Here is a 14,838-nt window from a genome sequence, read left to right on the forward strand (position 1 = left end):
CCTTGAACGGTGTTGCCGGCCTGCCCGCGCCGGCATCTTCGTTGTCTGAGCATCCCCCCCTTGAAAATCATCAATCCCGCCAAGCTTGCCCAACACGAACGTCTCTCCTTCCTGTTCAAGGATTCCGTCGTCTATGGCGGAGCCATGGCCGTCAGTCGCGCGTTCTCCCTGATCACGTTTCCTTTGGTTGCGCGCCACTTGTCGGTGGCCGAATATGGCACGCTGGACCTGTTTCTTGTGCTCGCGGGCTTCCTGGTAACCACACTGATCTTCGGACAGGATTCGGCGGTCGGACGTTTTTTCTACGACTATGAAGACTTGGAGCAGCGCAAGCAGGTCATCTCGCAATCCCTGGTGATCCAGGCTGTCGTCTGTCTCGGCGCCGTCGTGCTCCTATTCTTGCTGTCCGGTCGGGTCGCGACACTGGTCTCGACTGCCGACGGCTCAACACGCTACTTCAATATCGTCCTCGCGCAGGTGCCATTCACGTTGGCGATCAACTTCGCCCAAAACCTGTTGAAGTGGACTTTTTCGCGGCGCGCTTTCCTGATCATGTCGATCGGATATTCGGCGGCGCAGGCAAGTGGCCTGGCGATCGCCGTCTTCCTGTTCGATGTCAGCACGGAGACGGTATTGGTAGTCAACCTGATCACCAACATGCTATTTGGCGTGCTAGGGTTGTTCATGGTCCGCACTTGGCTGGTGCGGCCAAGGAGTCTGTATCTTGCCAGGGATTTGCTACGCTTCGCGCTTCCTATCGGCATCATCTGCATGCTGGGTGCAGCGGTTCCCATGCTGGAACGTCAATCGGTGGAAAAGCTGCTGGGTGTGGAAGGACTTGGACTGTATGCGGCCGGCTCCAAACTGGCGATGTTGCTGACCCTCGTCATTGGCTCCTTCCAGACGGCCTGGGCCCCTTTCTCAACAGCGATTCATCGCGAGCAGGATGCCGCACAGACCTACAACCTCGTCCTGGGTTTCTTCTCGCTGCTGGTCTGCGTCTTGACCATGATGCTTGATAGCGTGGCCACACCCCTGCTGACCCTGCTGGCCTCGCAACGTTATGCTGGCGCTACCGTGGTGGTGTTTCCACTGGCCATGGCAACCGCAGTACAGTCAATCAGCTGGGTGACGGAGATCGGCATCGGGCTGTCGAAGCGGACCTCCCGTAGCGTATATCCCCACTTGATCTATATCGCCGCCATCGCTGGCGCAATGTTACTTCTGATTCCATTGCTAGGATTGGCCGGTGCAGCGCTGTCAATGATGGTGGCGCAAATCCTGCGCTCCGTTACAGCCAGCTGGCTGGCACAGCGCGTCTATCCGCTGCCCTGGATCTATGGCTGGGTCGTCAAAGTGGTTGCCTGTACATTTGTCACCGGCCTTCTCGCGCACGGCGTCCTGGCAAGATGGATAGGATCGTGGAGTGTCGCGCCGCTCTACCTGCTTGCCAGCACGGCGTTGTGTGTCTACTTTTGGCGCAGGCAACTGAGCTCTTCGGCAAAGATGCGCATCGCCTCCATGCTGTCACGCGCCGACAAATAAAACTCCATCTAGTAAAGTACATCCCTCCGAATGAAAATCGGTCTTATTGGAAACATGAACAATAACAACTTCGCGTTGTTGCGCCATCTGCTGGATCTGGGTGCAGACGCTGAGTTGCTGCTCATGGCCGATGATGGGATCGGCGCCCTGGCACATTTTTCACCTGAAAGCGACACCTGGGACCTCAGCCGCTGGGCTGCGCGCATTCGACAGCTTGACGCTCCCAACCGGTTCATCTCGGCAATCGGAAACGAGTTTCCCTGGAACCTCATGTTCTGGGCGAAGCACGTACTGTCCGTGGCGCGCGGCAATTCCCACCCCGCACTAACCCGCCCGCTCTCTCCTTCCCGGCTGCGCAGATCGCTGCGCCCCTACGAGCGCCTAGTCGGCTCCGGGATAGCACCTGCGTTGCTGATGTCGGCCGGGCGCCGCCTGGACGTGTTCTACCCATATTCTTCTGGTGTCGAATGGGTCGGCGACCCCGACGTGACTGCATTGATGAAGGGTCAAGACCGGCTCAAGCGCGCCGGCGCTCTCCGCGTGCGCGACAAACAGATCGCTGGCATACGGGCCTCCAGGCATGTCGTTTCCAGCGACATCGGCTACACGGCCAACGTCTTTGCAGAGATGGGGATTTCCCCCCTTCTCATGCAATTGCCGATGCTCTACAAGGAAGCGTCGCCGGCCACTTACCCTCCGCAACTTTCTGCACTATTGGAGCAATTGAGTCATTACGACCTGCGCTTCATCTCGCATGCCCGACATCGCTGGTGCAATACCGGCGATTTCCCGGATGACGAGTGGGAATTCAGGTACTCGAAGCATAACAACTGGATCATCCATGCCTTCGCGCAGTTCCGGCGACAGCGTCCGCATGTGCGCTCAGTACTGGTCTTGCTTGACTATGGTACCGACGCGCCCAAGTCCAGACTGCTTTGCCAGGAATTGGGAATCTCGGATAACGTGCTGTGGATAGAACGTATGCCGCGCATGCAACTGCTGGAAGTCATCAATGCCTGTGATGTAGGAATCGGAGAATTTTATTCCATGCCTCGCATGATCTGGGGCGGCACAGCCCTCGAGATCCTGGCATGTGCAAAACCGCTGGTGCAGGGCTTTGTTTTTGACGACGGTGAATTCCAGTCTCTTTACAGCTCTGCACCACCACCAATGTGTGGCGTACGCACCCAGGAAGATCTGGCGCGCTGGCTACTGCAACTTGGCGACAGCCCCTCGTTGCGCTCGAGGCTAGGAGAAGAAGGACTAGGTTGGTTCGATAGCTACAACGGCCGCGGACTTGCCCGTCAATGGCTTGATCTGATCGCGGCTTAACCACGGTGAACGCGCCTAACAATCAACAAGTATGAGAGAGATTCACTTATGTGTGGAATAGCAGGCATCCTGATGAACCAGGCTGCGTTGCCCGACGTATCGGTACTGCGCGCCATGGCTGCCTCCATGGCATTCCGTGGCCCGGACGACGAAGGCATTCACGTCGCACCATCCATTGGCCTGGTGCATCGGCGTCTGTCAATCCGCGACCTCAGTTCTGCCGGCCACTGCCCCATGAGCACCGCCGATGGTCGTTATACCTTGGTCTTCAACGGCGAAATCTACAATTGGCGCGAACTGCGTGCTGAACTCGAGTCCATGGGACAGGTGTTCCATAGTCAGTCCGACACGGAAGTAGTGCTACAGGCTTATAACGCTTGGGGAACCGACGTAATAGCCAGGCTGGAGGGCATGTTCGCCCTCGCGGTCTGGGATGACCAGGCAGGCAGCTTGTTCCTGGCGCGTGATCGCATGGGCGAGAAGCCGCTGTACTATGCCCGGACTGACCAAGGGTTGGCCTTCAGCTCCTCGCCATCAGCCGTCCTGCACGCAACGGGGCCATTGCCGCTCGATCCGATGGGTATCGCCTGCCATCTTTCTCACACCTTCATACCGGCCACGCATACAGGCTGGGCCGGCCTGCGTGTGCTTGCTCCGGCCACCTGGCTGCTGGCGCATGCTGATGGACGCATCGAAGAGCGCCGCTACTGGGATTTCCCCCGGACATCGCCCAAGCCGATCGCCTGGGCAGATGCGCTATCCGAAGTCGAGTCTATTCTGGACGACAGTGTCCAGCGCACTTTGGACGCCGATGTCGAGGTCGGCGTATTCCTCAGCGGCGGCGTCGATTCATCACTGATCGCTGCCCTGGCCGCTCGGCACAACAAGCGGGTCAAGGCATTTTCGATTGGATTCGCTGAAGTCCAGTACAACGAGTTGCCTTACTCGGAGGCCGTCGCAAAGCATCTGGGTATCGAGCAGCACGTCCATATCGTCACTTGCGACGATATCATCGACGCCTTGCCTCATCTGGTCCGCCAATATGGGCAACCTTTCGGCGATGCATCGGCATTACCGACCTATCTGGTATCGCGGCTGGCGCGCCAACATGCAAAGGTCTGCCTCAGTGGCGATGGCGGCGATGAACTGTTCGGAGGCTACTGGCGCCTGCAGGCAGGCGTCTATGCCGCGCGTTATGGCGCCTTGGTTCCCGCGTGGCTGAGGCGCCATGCCGTGCCGGCCGTGGCTTCGCGTCTAGGCCGGCTCGGACAGCGCCTGGACGCGATGAACACCTTGTCCCTGGCCGAAGCCGGATCGGGATATACGAATTCGGAAAGCTGGTTCAATCATCTCCAGCAGGTCGCAGGTCCGAGCCTGTTGCCGGCCCTCGACATGGAGAAACTGGTCGCCGCACGAGTAGGCAAGGCGACAAATCGTCCCGAGGCCAGCATCGTGCAACGCCTGCTTTACGATGATATCCAGATTCAGTTCCCCGATGCCCTGCTGACAAAAGTGGATGTCGCCAGCATGGCGGCATCGCTGGAAGTACGCGAACCCTTCCTCACCCCGCGCCTGCTGGAATTCGCCTGGAGTCTGCCCGATCGCACCAAGCTGAAGTGGGGAAACCGCAAAGCCTTGCTCAAGGAAATCGCCGCCCGGCACGTACCAAGGGATGTCGTCTATCGCCCAAAGATGGGTTTCGCAAGCCCTCTGGACAAATGGTTCAAAGGGGAGCTGGGGGAGTACGGCGCCAGTCTGTTCGAACACAGCGTGGCAGTTACGTCCGGATATGTGGCCCCCGGGATATTTGAAACCACGCTGGCTCGGCACCGCCAGAGTGGTAAGGAAGCGACGCGGCTTTGGCTGCTGCTCTGGCTGGAGCTATGGTTCCGCACTCAACAGGCAGGCGCTGACGTGAAGGAAGCGTTGTGACCTCTCGGCGTCAGCGTCTTATCTATGTCGGCAATCTCGACTCCGTCCTGTTTCGCCAGCGAGTGGCCCGTGTTCAGGAGTTGCTCGGCCAGCCGTCCCATACGGTGCTTGATACCGGTCGTCGCAAACGGATTGATACGCTGCGATTCCTGATTGCCTGCGCCTGCCTGATGATCAAGGTCCTGCTATCTCCTGCGCCAGCAAAGATTCTCCTGCATGGCGCTTACAGTCCCGTACTGTGGTTGCTGCTGCTGCTGCGCAGAGTACACGTGGTTTCCATCCTGCAAGGCTCCGAACTCAATGTCGACTTCACCGGACTGCGCGCTCGCCTCATTACACTTATCTTGCGGCGCTCCGCGCTGGTGGTCTGCCGCAATGAGGCTCAACGCAAGCTCGCTGTCGAGCTAGGCGAAGCTCAACCCGAGCGCTGTGTAATCGTGAACTGGGGTCTTAAAGAGGAACTGTTCGACGTTCCTTTCCCGCCGCGCCAGGCAGAGCCTATCCTCATTTCCCCGCGCGCAACACAGCGCGAATACAATATTCAGGTCATTTTCGCCGCTGTAGCCAGACTCAAGAAGGAAGGTCAACGCTTCCGCTTTATCTACGTACGTTTCAATCCAACCTTTGCGCTGGACGACCTTAGTGCCGCAGACGAGGTTCTGGAAGCTCCGCCGCAGAATCTGTTGTGGACGAAAATAGCCCAAGCCGATCTATGCATCAGCGTACCGGACTATGACGGCTTGTCCAATACCATCCTGGAAACGCTGGCGCTTGGCTCGATGCCACTCTACAGTGAGCTTCCTCCCTACGCGTTTTTGAAGCAAGATGCCCGCCTGGGCATCAGCACGGAACTGGGCGACTCATTCGAACAGAATGTGCAGCGCTTACAAGAGACGATCAAGCACGCGCTCTCCCAACTTGACGAAATCCGCTCCGGCTCTCACTTTCGCCGCGACTTTGCTGAGACGCACTTCAGAACAGGCTCTGGGCTAGAACATATCATCGGAGCGTTACGTGTTTGAGCAGCGCAAAAAAGATGGCTGGCTGATGTTATGTCTGGCCACACTCGGCCTGGCGTACGCCTTCTATTCGTCCCTACCCATCCGGGATCCCTCCTCCGCGCTTTTTGGCAATGACGAGGGACTGTATCTTTCCTATGGCGCACGCGGCGCCATCATGTCGGAACTGAGGTACGGTCTGTTCTCACTGCTGGTCCGGATCTACTTCCTCATTGTGAGCGATCCATTCTGGGTGGCGGTGCTCCACAAGTCGCTCTCTCTGGCAGCATTCCTGCTCTTCCAACCCATGTTGGTGCGAAAGTATGGATATCGGCCCTTTGTACTCCTCTATCTCGCCTTCAGCTTTCTGAACGGGCATTTTTTACGCGATGGCCTGATTTTCCTTTTTGTCCTGCTGGCGGTCTCCTGTGCTGATTCAGGCAGCCTGATTCGCAGGTATCTCGCCCAGCTTCCGCTCGTACTGATTCGTCCCCAGGCACTGCTGCTCTTTTTCCCGCTTAGGATCTCGGTCATATTGGTGGCGTATTTCTTCCTGTTCATGCGCCATTTGTATGCGGCTGAGCATCCAGGAATCGACATGGCGTTATCAGAGGGCAATATTCATTTAATAAAAACAAGCACCCCTCTCACGCTGATCACCCTAGCCAATATCAATCCGCTGGCAAGCCTGAATTTTCATCTCAACAACGGAAGTTATCTGGAAGCCTGCCTGACGATATCTGGCTCGTTCTGCATGTTCCTTGTCTTCGCACAGATGACATTGGCGTTGCGTTGGACGCAATACCGGCACACCTATATTCCTCGCCTGTGGATGGGTGCGATTGGGATACTGATCATGTACGGTTCAATTGAACAGACAGTCGATAAGCGCGTTTTTATTTCGTTGTTCTCACCTTTTATTATCTTCGTCAATCCAACACTGATACGTGGACGCACCCTCGTCTGGCTGGTAGGTGTATGGGTCGCCATGCTGATCATCCGCATGCTCTTCGGAAATACCGGATAATTGCGGCCCGCGAAAACAACTGAACTCGATTATTTATGTGCGGCATAGCTGGCAGTTACTGGAAAAGCTCCGACCTCCAATCCAACATCAGGATGGAGCGCGCCTTGCAGATCATGCGGGAGCGCGGCCCCAATCACCAGGATTACCGCCGTCACGATATCGCTGGCGGTAGCGCCCTGCTTGGCCAGACTCGCCTGTCGGTCATCGATCTGTCGGAACAGGCAAGCCAGCCGATGTACTCGCCAGACGGCCGCTACGGGCTGATCTTCAACGGCGAAATATACAACTACATTGAATTGCGGGAAGAACTGGCGCGTTACGGCAGGAATTTCCACACTCAGTCCGACACCGAAGTCCTGCTTGCTGCATGGGAAGCATGGGGACAGGCGACACTACGACGTCTTACCGGCATGTTCGCCTTTGCCGTGTTCGACTTCCAGCTCCGGACCTGTACGCTCGTGCGCGATGCATTCGGCATCAAGCCATTGTTTTACGCATCCACGGGAGAGGGATTCTACTTTGCGTCGGACACCCGCGCCATGCGTGCGCTGGCCCCAAGCTCGCCAACCCTGAACTGGCAGCGTGCCTACGATTATCTGGTGCACGGTGAATACGATTTCGGCAACGAAACGTTCTTCAACGAATTCTCCAGTCTCAGTCCCGGACACCTGATCGAAGTGGCTCTGGACCAGACTCGTGCAATGTTACCGCGATGCTGGTGGAAACCCTCAATCGCCAAGGACTCCACAAGCTCCTTCGACGAAGCCAGCATGCAGTTGCGCGAGCTGCTGCTGGAGAGTGTGAAACTTCATCTGCGCAGCGATGTGCCTTTGGGCGCCGCATTATCGGGCGGTATTGATTCCTCGGTAATCGTGTGCGCCATGCGAGAGATCGAACCTGATCTGCCCATCCATACGTTCAGCTTCGTCGCCAGCGAGAGCGCCGTATCCGAAGAACACTGGGTGGACCTGGTCAATAAGCATGTTGGTGCAATAGCGCACAAAGTACACGTGACACCAGAAGAGCTTGCCCATGACCTGGAGAGTCTCATCGACACCCAGGGCGAGCCCTTCGGCAGCACCAGCATCTATGCGCAATACCGCGTCTTCAAGCTGGCACAACAGAACGGTGTCACCGTCACGCTGGACGGTCAGGGGGCCGATGAGATGATGGGCGGCTATAACGGCTATCCAGGACAGCGACTGCTGAGCCTGCTGGATAAAGGTGCTTATGTCCAGGCATTGACGTTCCTGCGCAATTGGGCAGCCTGGCCGGGAAGAAGCCCGATCGAAGGCCTCAAACGCCTTGTTGGCGCAGGTAGTTCGGGGCGATTTAACAGCATCCTGCGTCGACTCAACGGAATGCAGAACACCCCTGACTGGATACGCCCCGGGCCATTGCGCGAAGCAGGTGTACACCTGAGCTACCCGCAAGCGCAGCCAATTACGCCCAATCAAGGGCGCAGGATGATGGCGTTCCTGGCGCAATCCTTGACCGAGCGTGGACTGCTGGGACTTCTAAGGCACGGTGACCGCAATTCGATGCGTTTCTCCGTCGAAAGTCGCGTCCCGTTCCTGACGACTGGACTGGTTGAATTCATGCTACGCCAACCAGAAGAATATCTGGTCTCGCCCAGTGGAGAAACCAAGGCGCTGTTACGTGCATCAATGCGGGGCATCGTTCCTGATGCAGTGCTGGACCGCCGGGACAAGATCGGTTTTGCCACTCCCGAAAAAGCCTGGATGTTCAGTATGGCAAGCACCGTCCGCCAGTGGCTGGCCGACGACACGGGATTGCCTTTTCTTGATCAAGCGGCAATATGCGAACACTTCGAGCAGATCCTCGCCGGCAAACGTCCCTACACCTGGCAAGTGTGGCGCTGGATCAATTTCATTCGTTGGTATAAAGGCCTGAACTAGGTCTCTTTGCTTAGGGTTTTCCTTGCGCGTTCTTTATCTCCACCCCGCGGGCGCCTATGGCGGCGCCTCCAAGAGCCTCATCGAGCTGTTCAGCCTGATGCGTCAATCCGGGATTGACGGCACTGTACTGACTCCCGGCGGCAGCGCAGCCAGTGCATTCGCCGATGCCGGCATGTCAGTGGTTCCGGTTCGCGGCCTAAGCCAGTTTGACAATACTCGTTACGGGCATTACCGCCGTTTGCGCTGGATCATCCTCTTGCGCGAGCTGCTGTTCCTGCCAGGATCGCTGTGGACGCTATGGCGCATGCGAAAGGAGCAGTTCGATGTCATTCATGTCAATGAGATAACCCTGCTGCCTCTGGGAATCATCGCCAAGAAGATCTTCAGACTGCCGATGGTGATACATGTGCGCTCGCTGCAATGCGTCCCGCCCGGTAACTGGCGTACGCGTCTCGTCAACAGCTGGTTAGCACGTCATGCCGACGTGATCGTTCCAATCGATCATACCGTGGCGGCAACACTTGGCCGCGATCTGCCCTTGGAGATCGTTCACAACGGTTTGCGTGTGGATGCCGGCAAGCACCTCCAGAGAGCAGCGCAAGAAGCGCGCGGCCCGGTCAGGGTGGGGTTCATGGGCGTTCTGATCGCCCTTAAGGGAATTTACGAACTGCTTGAGGCAATGCGTATCATGAAGAGTCGGGGGGTCGCCATCGAGTGCATCATCGCTGGAGAAAATGCGCGAAACCTGCGAGGCCTGCGCGCCTGGGTCCTGCGCAAGCTCGGTTTTGCAAGAAATGTAAGGGCGGACCTTGAACAAATGATCCGCGACTACGGTTTGGAAGAACACGTCCAGCTGCTCGGATTCGTCAAGGACGTTCGCTCCCTTTATCCGACGCTGGATATCCTTTGCTTCCCGTCGCACCTGGATGCGGCAGGCCGTCCCGTCTTCGAGGCCGCGTTCTATTCCATTCCCAGCGTGGTAGCCGTCAAAGACCCGTTGCCTGACGCCGTGTTGCACGAACATACCGGTCTTGCCATCCCCTCTCCCGAACCCGAGCTGATTGCCGATGCACTGCAACGGCTAGCCGAGGACCACGTCTTGCGTCAGACACTGGGCCGCCAGGCGCGCGACTGGGCGATCAGTAATTTTTCCATTGAAAGCAGTGCCAGCACCATGATGGCGATTTATCGGCGACTGCGATCAAAAGACGAAAGAAAGCAGTAAAACAGTTATGCGTGTACTGATCGTCTCTCAATATTTCTGGCCTGAAGGCTTTCGCATCAACGAGCTGGCAGAGTCGCTCGTCCAACACGGCATTGATGTCGATGTGCTGACCGGCAAACCCAATTATCCCGAAGGCAAGATATACGAAGGATATAAGGCCGGTGGCTGCGTACGGGAATCCTGGCAAGGCGCCAATATTTTCCGGGTTCCGTTGTTTCCACGTGGTTTCAGAAGCGCAATGCGCCTGGCCCTCAACTATCTGTCGTTCATCTTCTCGGCCGCAATCGCAGGCACCTGGCAACTTCGCCGTATCAAGAGCGACGTCATCTTCGTATACGCCCCTTCCCCGCTGCTGCAAGCGCTCCCGGCCTTGCTCATCGGCTGGTTCAAACGCATCCCGGTGGTGCTCTACGTTCAGGACCTATGGCCGGAAAGCCTGGAGGCCACGGGCTATGTCCGCAACCGGCTTGCCATCCGCATGGTCGAGTGGGTGGTGAAGCTGATCTATCGCCGCTCCGATCTGATTCTGGTATCTTCGCGACCGTTCAAAGACTCCATACAACGATTTTCACCTTCGGCGGAGATTGTTTATTATCCCAACTCTGTGGATGCTTCCTTCTGCGACCCACAAAGCGGACTCAAACCGGATGTTCCCGCCCTGGATGAAGGCTTCTGCGTGATCTTCGCAGGCAATGTGGGCGCCGCACAGGCGGTACACGTCATCGTCGATGCGGCGCAACGACTGAAGCAACATCGCGATATCCGGCTGGTGGTGCTAGGTTCGGGAAGTGAGCTCGAGTGGATGCGTACCCAGATCGAAGAGCGGGAACTGGACAATCTGTTCCTGGCCGGGCGCTTCCCTGTCCAGGCGATGCCCAACCTGTTGTCCCGTGCCGACGCCCTGCTGGTCACGCTGGCCGACCGGAAGATTTTTGCTCAAACCGTTCCCAACAAGATCCAGGCATATATGGCCGTGGGTCGTCCGATCATCGCATCGATGAACGGAGAGGGAGCAAGGATTGTGCAGGAAGCCAACGCGGGAATCGCGGTTGCAGCCGAAGACGGGGCCGCTATGGCGGACGCGGTCCTGAGACTGCATGCGATGTCTCAAGCTGATCGTGATCAACTTGGCGAGAACGGCAAGCAATACTACCGTCAGAATTTCGACCATGAACAATTAGTGGATGACTTAATTGGTCATTTGACCAAGATGATGAAAGTAAACAAATGAAAGTACTGGTTCTCGGCGCCAGCGGCATGATCGGCCGCACCATGTTCCACGTCCTGTCGCAACGTCCCGGATGGGAAGTCTATGCAACCGTGCGCGCAAAAACATTCGAGGCTGGGGCACAGGTTGTGACAGGCATCGACCTGATCAACCAAGATCATATGGAACGTCTCTTTGCCCAGGTGCGCCCGGATGTCGTGGTGAACTGCGCAGGCCTGACAAAGCATTTGCCCGAGGGCAATGCCCACATCCCAGCCCTTACCATGAATGCCTTGCTCCCGCATCGCCTTGCGCAACTGTGCGACATTGCCAATGCGCGGCTGATCCACGTGAGCACGGACTGCGTATTTTCAGGCGACGCCGGCAACTACAAGGAGCAGGACGCAACCGACGCCACTGACGTATATGGCAGGACCAAAGCACTGGGCGAAGTGACAGGCGGCAATGCCCTCACCCTGCGCACTTCCACCATCGGACACGAGCATGGCACCCAATTCGGCCTGCTGGAATGGTTCCTGGCCCAGACCCGGTGCAAGGGATTCCGGCATGCCATCTTCTCAGGATTGCCATCGGTAGAATTCGCGCGCGTGGTAAGGGATATCGTCATCCCCGACTCCTCACTGAAGGGGCTATATCATGTCGGCGCCAGCCCCATCGATAAACTCAGCCTGCTACAGACAATCGCACGCATTTACAAGAGGGACATTGCCATCACCGTCGATGAAGAGTTCCGGATTGACCGGAGCCTGAATGCCGACAAGTTTGCGGCGGCGACGGGATATCGGGCGCCGGCCTGGCCGGTACTGATAGAGGCAATGTACAAAGACCACACTTCCAGGAAGCAATCCCATGTTTGACGACAGTGTTTTGATGATCACCGGGGGCACCGGCTCCTTTGGACAGACCGTGCTTAATCGTTTCCTGAACACTGGCGTCCGTGAAATTCGCGTATTCAGCCGCGACGAGAAAAAACAAGAAGACCTCCGCATCGCCCTCAACAACGAGAAACTGCGCTTCTATATCGGCGATGTCCGCGACCCGGACAGCCTCCGTGCGGCCATGAAGGGGGTTGATTATGTTTTCCACGCAGCTGCGCTGAAACAGGTGCCGTCGTGTGAGTTCTATCCCATGGAGGCGGTCAAGACCAACGTGATCGGTACTGAAAACGTACTTAGGGTCTCCTCTGAATGCGGAGTACGAAGGGTCGTGGTGTTGAGCACCGACAAGGCGGTCTATCCGATCAATGCCATGGGAATCTCAAAGGCCATGGCTGAAAAGGTCATGGTCGCAGCGGCACGAACGCAGCGGCAAGGCGAGACTGTATTTTGCGCCACCCGTTACGGCAACGTCATGGCTTCTCGCGGTTCGGTCATTCCCCTCTTCGTCTCACAGATCAAGGCTGAGAAGCCCATCACGATCACCGATCCGAACATGACGCGCTTCCTCATGTCGCTGGAAGATTCGGTAGACCTGGTGTTATATGCGTTCCAGCACGGCCAGCAGGGAGATATCTTCGTGCAGAAAGCGCCCGCATCCACTGTGGCAGATTTGGCATCGGCGCTCAAGGAACTGTTTTCCAGCGATACCGTGGTCAAGACCATTGGCACACGCCACGGAGAGAAGCTTTACGAATCACTCATCTCCCGCGAAGAAATGGCACATGCGCAGGATATGGGCGACTACTACCGTATACCCGCCGACAACCGAGACCTCAACTATGCGAAGTATTTCAGCGAGGGAGATCAGGATATTTCCTTGTTTGATGACTACACTTCGCACAACACCCGCCGCCTCAATGTAGAACAAATCAAGCAACTGTTACTGGGGCTGGAATTTATCAAGGAAGAACTCAATGCTTAAAGTCATGACCATTGTTGGAACGCGCCCTGAACTCATCAAGATGAGCAGAGTGATCGCGGAACTGGACCAGCACACCCAGCATATCCTGGTTCATACCGGACAAAACTACGACTATGAACTCAATCAGCTGTTCTTTGAAGATCTGGCGATCCGCAAGCCTGATCATTTCCTGGAAGCTGTGGGCGATAATGCAGCGCAGACCATTGCCCGCGTCATCGAAAAAGCCGATGAAGTCATGGAAAAAGAAAAGCCAGACGCAGTGCTGCTGTATGGAGACACCAATTCATGCTTGGCGGTCATCTCTGCGAAACGGCGCAAGATCCCCGTATTCCACATGGAAGCGGGCAATCGCTGCTTCGACCAGCGCGTTCCGGAAGAGCTCAATCGCAAGGTCCTGGACCATCTCAGCGACATCAACCTGGTACTGACCGAACATGCTCGCCGTTACTTGATTGCCGAAGGTATCCGCCCCGAGACCATCATCAAGACCGGCTCGCACATGCGTGAAGTGCTGGACCACTACATGCCGAAGATCCAGTCCTCTGACGTCCTGTCGCGCATGGGACTGGAACAGGGCCGCTACTTCATCGTCAGCGCTCACCGGGAAGAAAACGTGGACACGCCCGAGAATCTCACCGACATGGTGGAGACCCTCAACGCCCTGGCACAGCAATACCAGGTGCCGGTCATCGTTTCCACGCACCCGCGCACCCAAAAGCGTCTGGATGCGCTCAATATCGGCAATCTGGATAGCCGCATCCAGTTCCTCAAACCATTCGGATTCTGCGATTACGTCAAGCTGCAGATGGAAGCTCTGTGTGTCGTTTCAGACAGCGGCACCATCACTGAAGAAGGTTCCCTGCTGAACCTTCCCGCCGTCACTATCCGCAACGCACATGAGCGCCCGGAAGGCATGGACGTTGGCACCCTGATCATGGCTGGCCTCAAGAAAGAGCGCGTTCTGGATGCCGTAGCCGTGATCATCGCACAGTACCAGCGCGGTACGCGCGTGGTTGCTGCCGTCGAGGACTACGAAGCGCTGGCGGTATCGAAGAAGATTCTGCGTATCGTGCTCAGCTATACCGACTACGTCAATCGCACTGTCTGGCGCAAGCCTTCCTGAACCATGAGTTCCTTTGCAACCAGTTCCCTGCTGAGCGATAGGAAAGGCGGCTGCAAACGCAGCCCTCTGGCACCGGGGATTCAAAGATGAAACGTCTGTTCGACTTTGCAGTGGCCCTGGTTGCCTCAGTATTGCTTGCCATTCCCATTGTCATGGTGATGTTGGCTGTGCGCCTGACCTCCCCAGGTCCGGCGCTATACTGGAGTGAGCGCGTCGGGCGCCACAACCGCATATTCAAGATGCCGAAGTTCCGCAGTATGCGCATTGATACGCCGGCCGTGGCGACCCACCTGCTTCAGGATCCAGAGCAATGGCTGACACCGATCGGCTCATTCCTGCGCAAGTCAAGCCTGGATGAGCTGCCCCAATTGTGGAGCATCCTCTGCGGCGACATGAGCCTGGTCGGTCCTCGTCCAGCATTATTTAATCAAGACGATCTGATCACGTTGAGAACCAGCAAAGGTGTGCACGAACTGGTTCCAGGACTGACTGGCTGGGCGCAGATCAATGGCCGCGATGAGTTGCCCATCCCGGATAAAGTGCAGCTCGATGCCGAATATCTCCAGCGACGGTCGTTTCTGTTCGACCTGAAGATTCTCTGGATGACAGCCGTGAAAGTATTGGCACGGCAAGGTGTGTCACATTAAAA

General features: G+C 56.8%; 12 protein-coding genes. All 12 read left to right on the plus strand.

Features of this window, described 5'->3' with window-relative positions:
• Window positions 1–60: 60 nt before the first annotated feature.
• The 12 genes from BGK68_RS01510 to BGK68_RS01565 all read left to right on the plus strand — a co-directional run bounded on the left by BGK68_RS01510 (window position 61) and on the right by BGK68_RS01565 (window position 14,836).
• On the plus strand, window positions 61–1,545 hold the full coding sequence (locus BGK68_RS01510; RefSeq protein WP_075255614.1) for a lipopolysaccharide biosynthesis protein: 1,485 nt from the start codon (window positions 61–63) through the stop codon (window positions 1,543–1,545).
• Window positions 1,546–1,599: 54 nt separating this feature from the next.
• Window positions 1,600–2,877 carry a glycosyltransferase gene (locus tag BGK68_RS01515; protein ID WP_075255615.1) on the plus strand — a complete coding sequence of 426 codons (1,278 nt, stop codon included), beginning with the start codon at window positions 1,600–1,602 and terminating at the stop codon, window positions 2,875–2,877.
• Window positions 2,878–2,925: 48 nt separating this feature from the next.
• Window positions 2,926–4,809, plus strand: a complete 1,884-nt coding sequence (gene asnB / locus BGK68_RS01520; RefSeq protein ID WP_075255616.1) for an asparagine synthase (glutamine-hydrolyzing) — start codon at window positions 2,926–2,928, stop codon at window positions 4,807–4,809.
• Window positions 4,806–5,831 (plus strand): glycosyltransferase, encoded by a 1,026-nt coding sequence (locus BGK68_RS01525; RefSeq protein WP_075255617.1) that lies wholly within the window; start codon window positions 4,806–4,808, stop codon window positions 5,829–5,831. The genes asnB (BGK68_RS01520) and BGK68_RS01525 overlap by 4 nt, the downstream gene beginning before the upstream one ends.
• Window positions 5,824–6,834, plus strand: coding sequence for a hypothetical protein (locus BGK68_RS01530; protein WP_075255618.1), 1,011 nt, complete (start codon window positions 5,824–5,826; stop codon window positions 6,832–6,834). Before BGK68_RS01525 ends, BGK68_RS01530 begins: the two co-directional genes overlap by 8 nt.
• Before the next feature lie 35 nt (window positions 6,835–6,869).
• Window positions 6,870–8,753: an asparagine synthase (glutamine-hydrolyzing) gene (asnB, locus tag BGK68_RS01535; protein WP_075255619.1), complete on the plus strand. Its 1,884-nt coding sequence runs from the start codon at window positions 6,870–6,872 to the stop codon at window positions 8,751–8,753.
• Between the two features lie 22 nt (window positions 8,754–8,775).
• Window positions 8,776–9,978: a glycosyltransferase family 4 protein gene (locus tag BGK68_RS01540; protein ID WP_075255620.1), complete on the plus strand. Its 1,203-nt coding sequence runs from the start codon at window positions 8,776–8,778 to the stop codon at window positions 9,976–9,978.
• Between the two features lie 7 nt (window positions 9,979–9,985).
• The gene (locus tag BGK68_RS01545; RefSeq protein ID WP_075255621.1) at window positions 9,986–11,209 is read left to right on the plus strand and encodes a glycosyltransferase family 4 protein; all 1,224 of its coding nucleotides are present in this window, start codon (window positions 9,986–9,988) and stop codon (window positions 11,207–11,209) included.
• Entirely contained in the window at window positions 11,206–12,063 is an 858-nt protein-coding gene (locus tag BGK68_RS01550) for a dTDP-4-dehydrorhamnose reductase family protein (RefSeq protein ID WP_075255622.1), read from the plus strand. Before BGK68_RS01545 ends, BGK68_RS01550 begins: the two co-directional genes overlap by 4 nt.
• On the plus strand, window positions 12,056–13,066 hold the full coding sequence (locus BGK68_RS01555) for a polysaccharide biosynthesis protein (protein ID WP_075255623.1): 1,011 nt from the start codon (window positions 12,056–12,058) through the stop codon (window positions 13,064–13,066). The genes BGK68_RS01550 and BGK68_RS01555 overlap by 8 nt, the downstream gene beginning before the upstream one ends.
• On the plus strand, window positions 13,059–14,189 hold the full coding sequence (gene wecB / locus BGK68_RS01560) for a non-hydrolyzing UDP-N-acetylglucosamine 2-epimerase (protein WP_075255624.1): 1,131 nt from the start codon (window positions 13,059–13,061) through the stop codon (window positions 14,187–14,189). The genes BGK68_RS01555 and wecB overlap by 8 nt, the downstream gene beginning before the upstream one ends.
• 86 nt (window positions 14,190–14,275) lie before the next feature.
• The gene (locus BGK68_RS01565; RefSeq protein ID WP_075255625.1) at window positions 14,276–14,836 is read left to right on the plus strand and encodes a sugar transferase; all 561 of its coding nucleotides are present in this window, start codon (window positions 14,276–14,278) and stop codon (window positions 14,834–14,836) included.
• Window positions 14,837–14,838: the final 2 nt, after the last annotated feature.

This window comes from Herbaspirillum camelliae (genome assembly GCF_001929405.1).
Taxonomy (GTDB): domain Bacteria; phylum Pseudomonadota; class Gammaproteobacteria; order Burkholderiales; family Burkholderiaceae_D; genus Herbaspirillum; species Herbaspirillum seropedicae.

What these genes read in the sequence shown, in the direction of transcription:
- BGK68_RS01515 (WP_075255615.1), top strand. Translation starts at nt 1,600, where the DNA reads ATGAACAATAACAACTTCGCGTTGTTGCGCCATCTGCTGGATCTGGGT.
- asnB (WP_075255616.1), top strand. Translation starts at nt 2,926, where the DNA reads ATGTGTGGAATAGCAGGCATCCTGATGAACCAGGCTGCGTTGCCCGAC.
- asnB (WP_075255619.1), top strand. Translation starts at nt 6,870, where the DNA reads ATGTGCGGCATAGCTGGCAGTTACTGGAAAAGCTCCGACCTCCAATCC.
- BGK68_RS01545 (WP_075255621.1), top strand. Translation starts at nt 9,986, where the DNA reads ATGCGTGTACTGATCGTCTCTCAATATTTCTGGCCTGAAGGCTTTCGC.
- BGK68_RS01550 (WP_075255622.1), top strand. Translation starts at nt 11,206, where the DNA reads ATGAAAGTACTGGTTCTCGGCGCCAGCGGCATGATCGGCCGCACCATG.
- BGK68_RS01555 (WP_075255623.1), top strand. Translation starts at nt 12,056, where the DNA reads ATGTTTGACGACAGTGTTTTGATGATCACCGGGGGCACCGGCTCCTTT.
- wecB (WP_075255624.1), top strand. Translation starts at nt 13,059, where the DNA reads ATGCTTAAAGTCATGACCATTGTTGGAACGCGCCCTGAACTCATCAAG.
- BGK68_RS01565 (WP_075255625.1), top strand. Translation starts at nt 14,276, where the DNA reads ATGAAACGTCTGTTCGACTTTGCAGTGGCCCTGGTTGCCTCAGTATTG.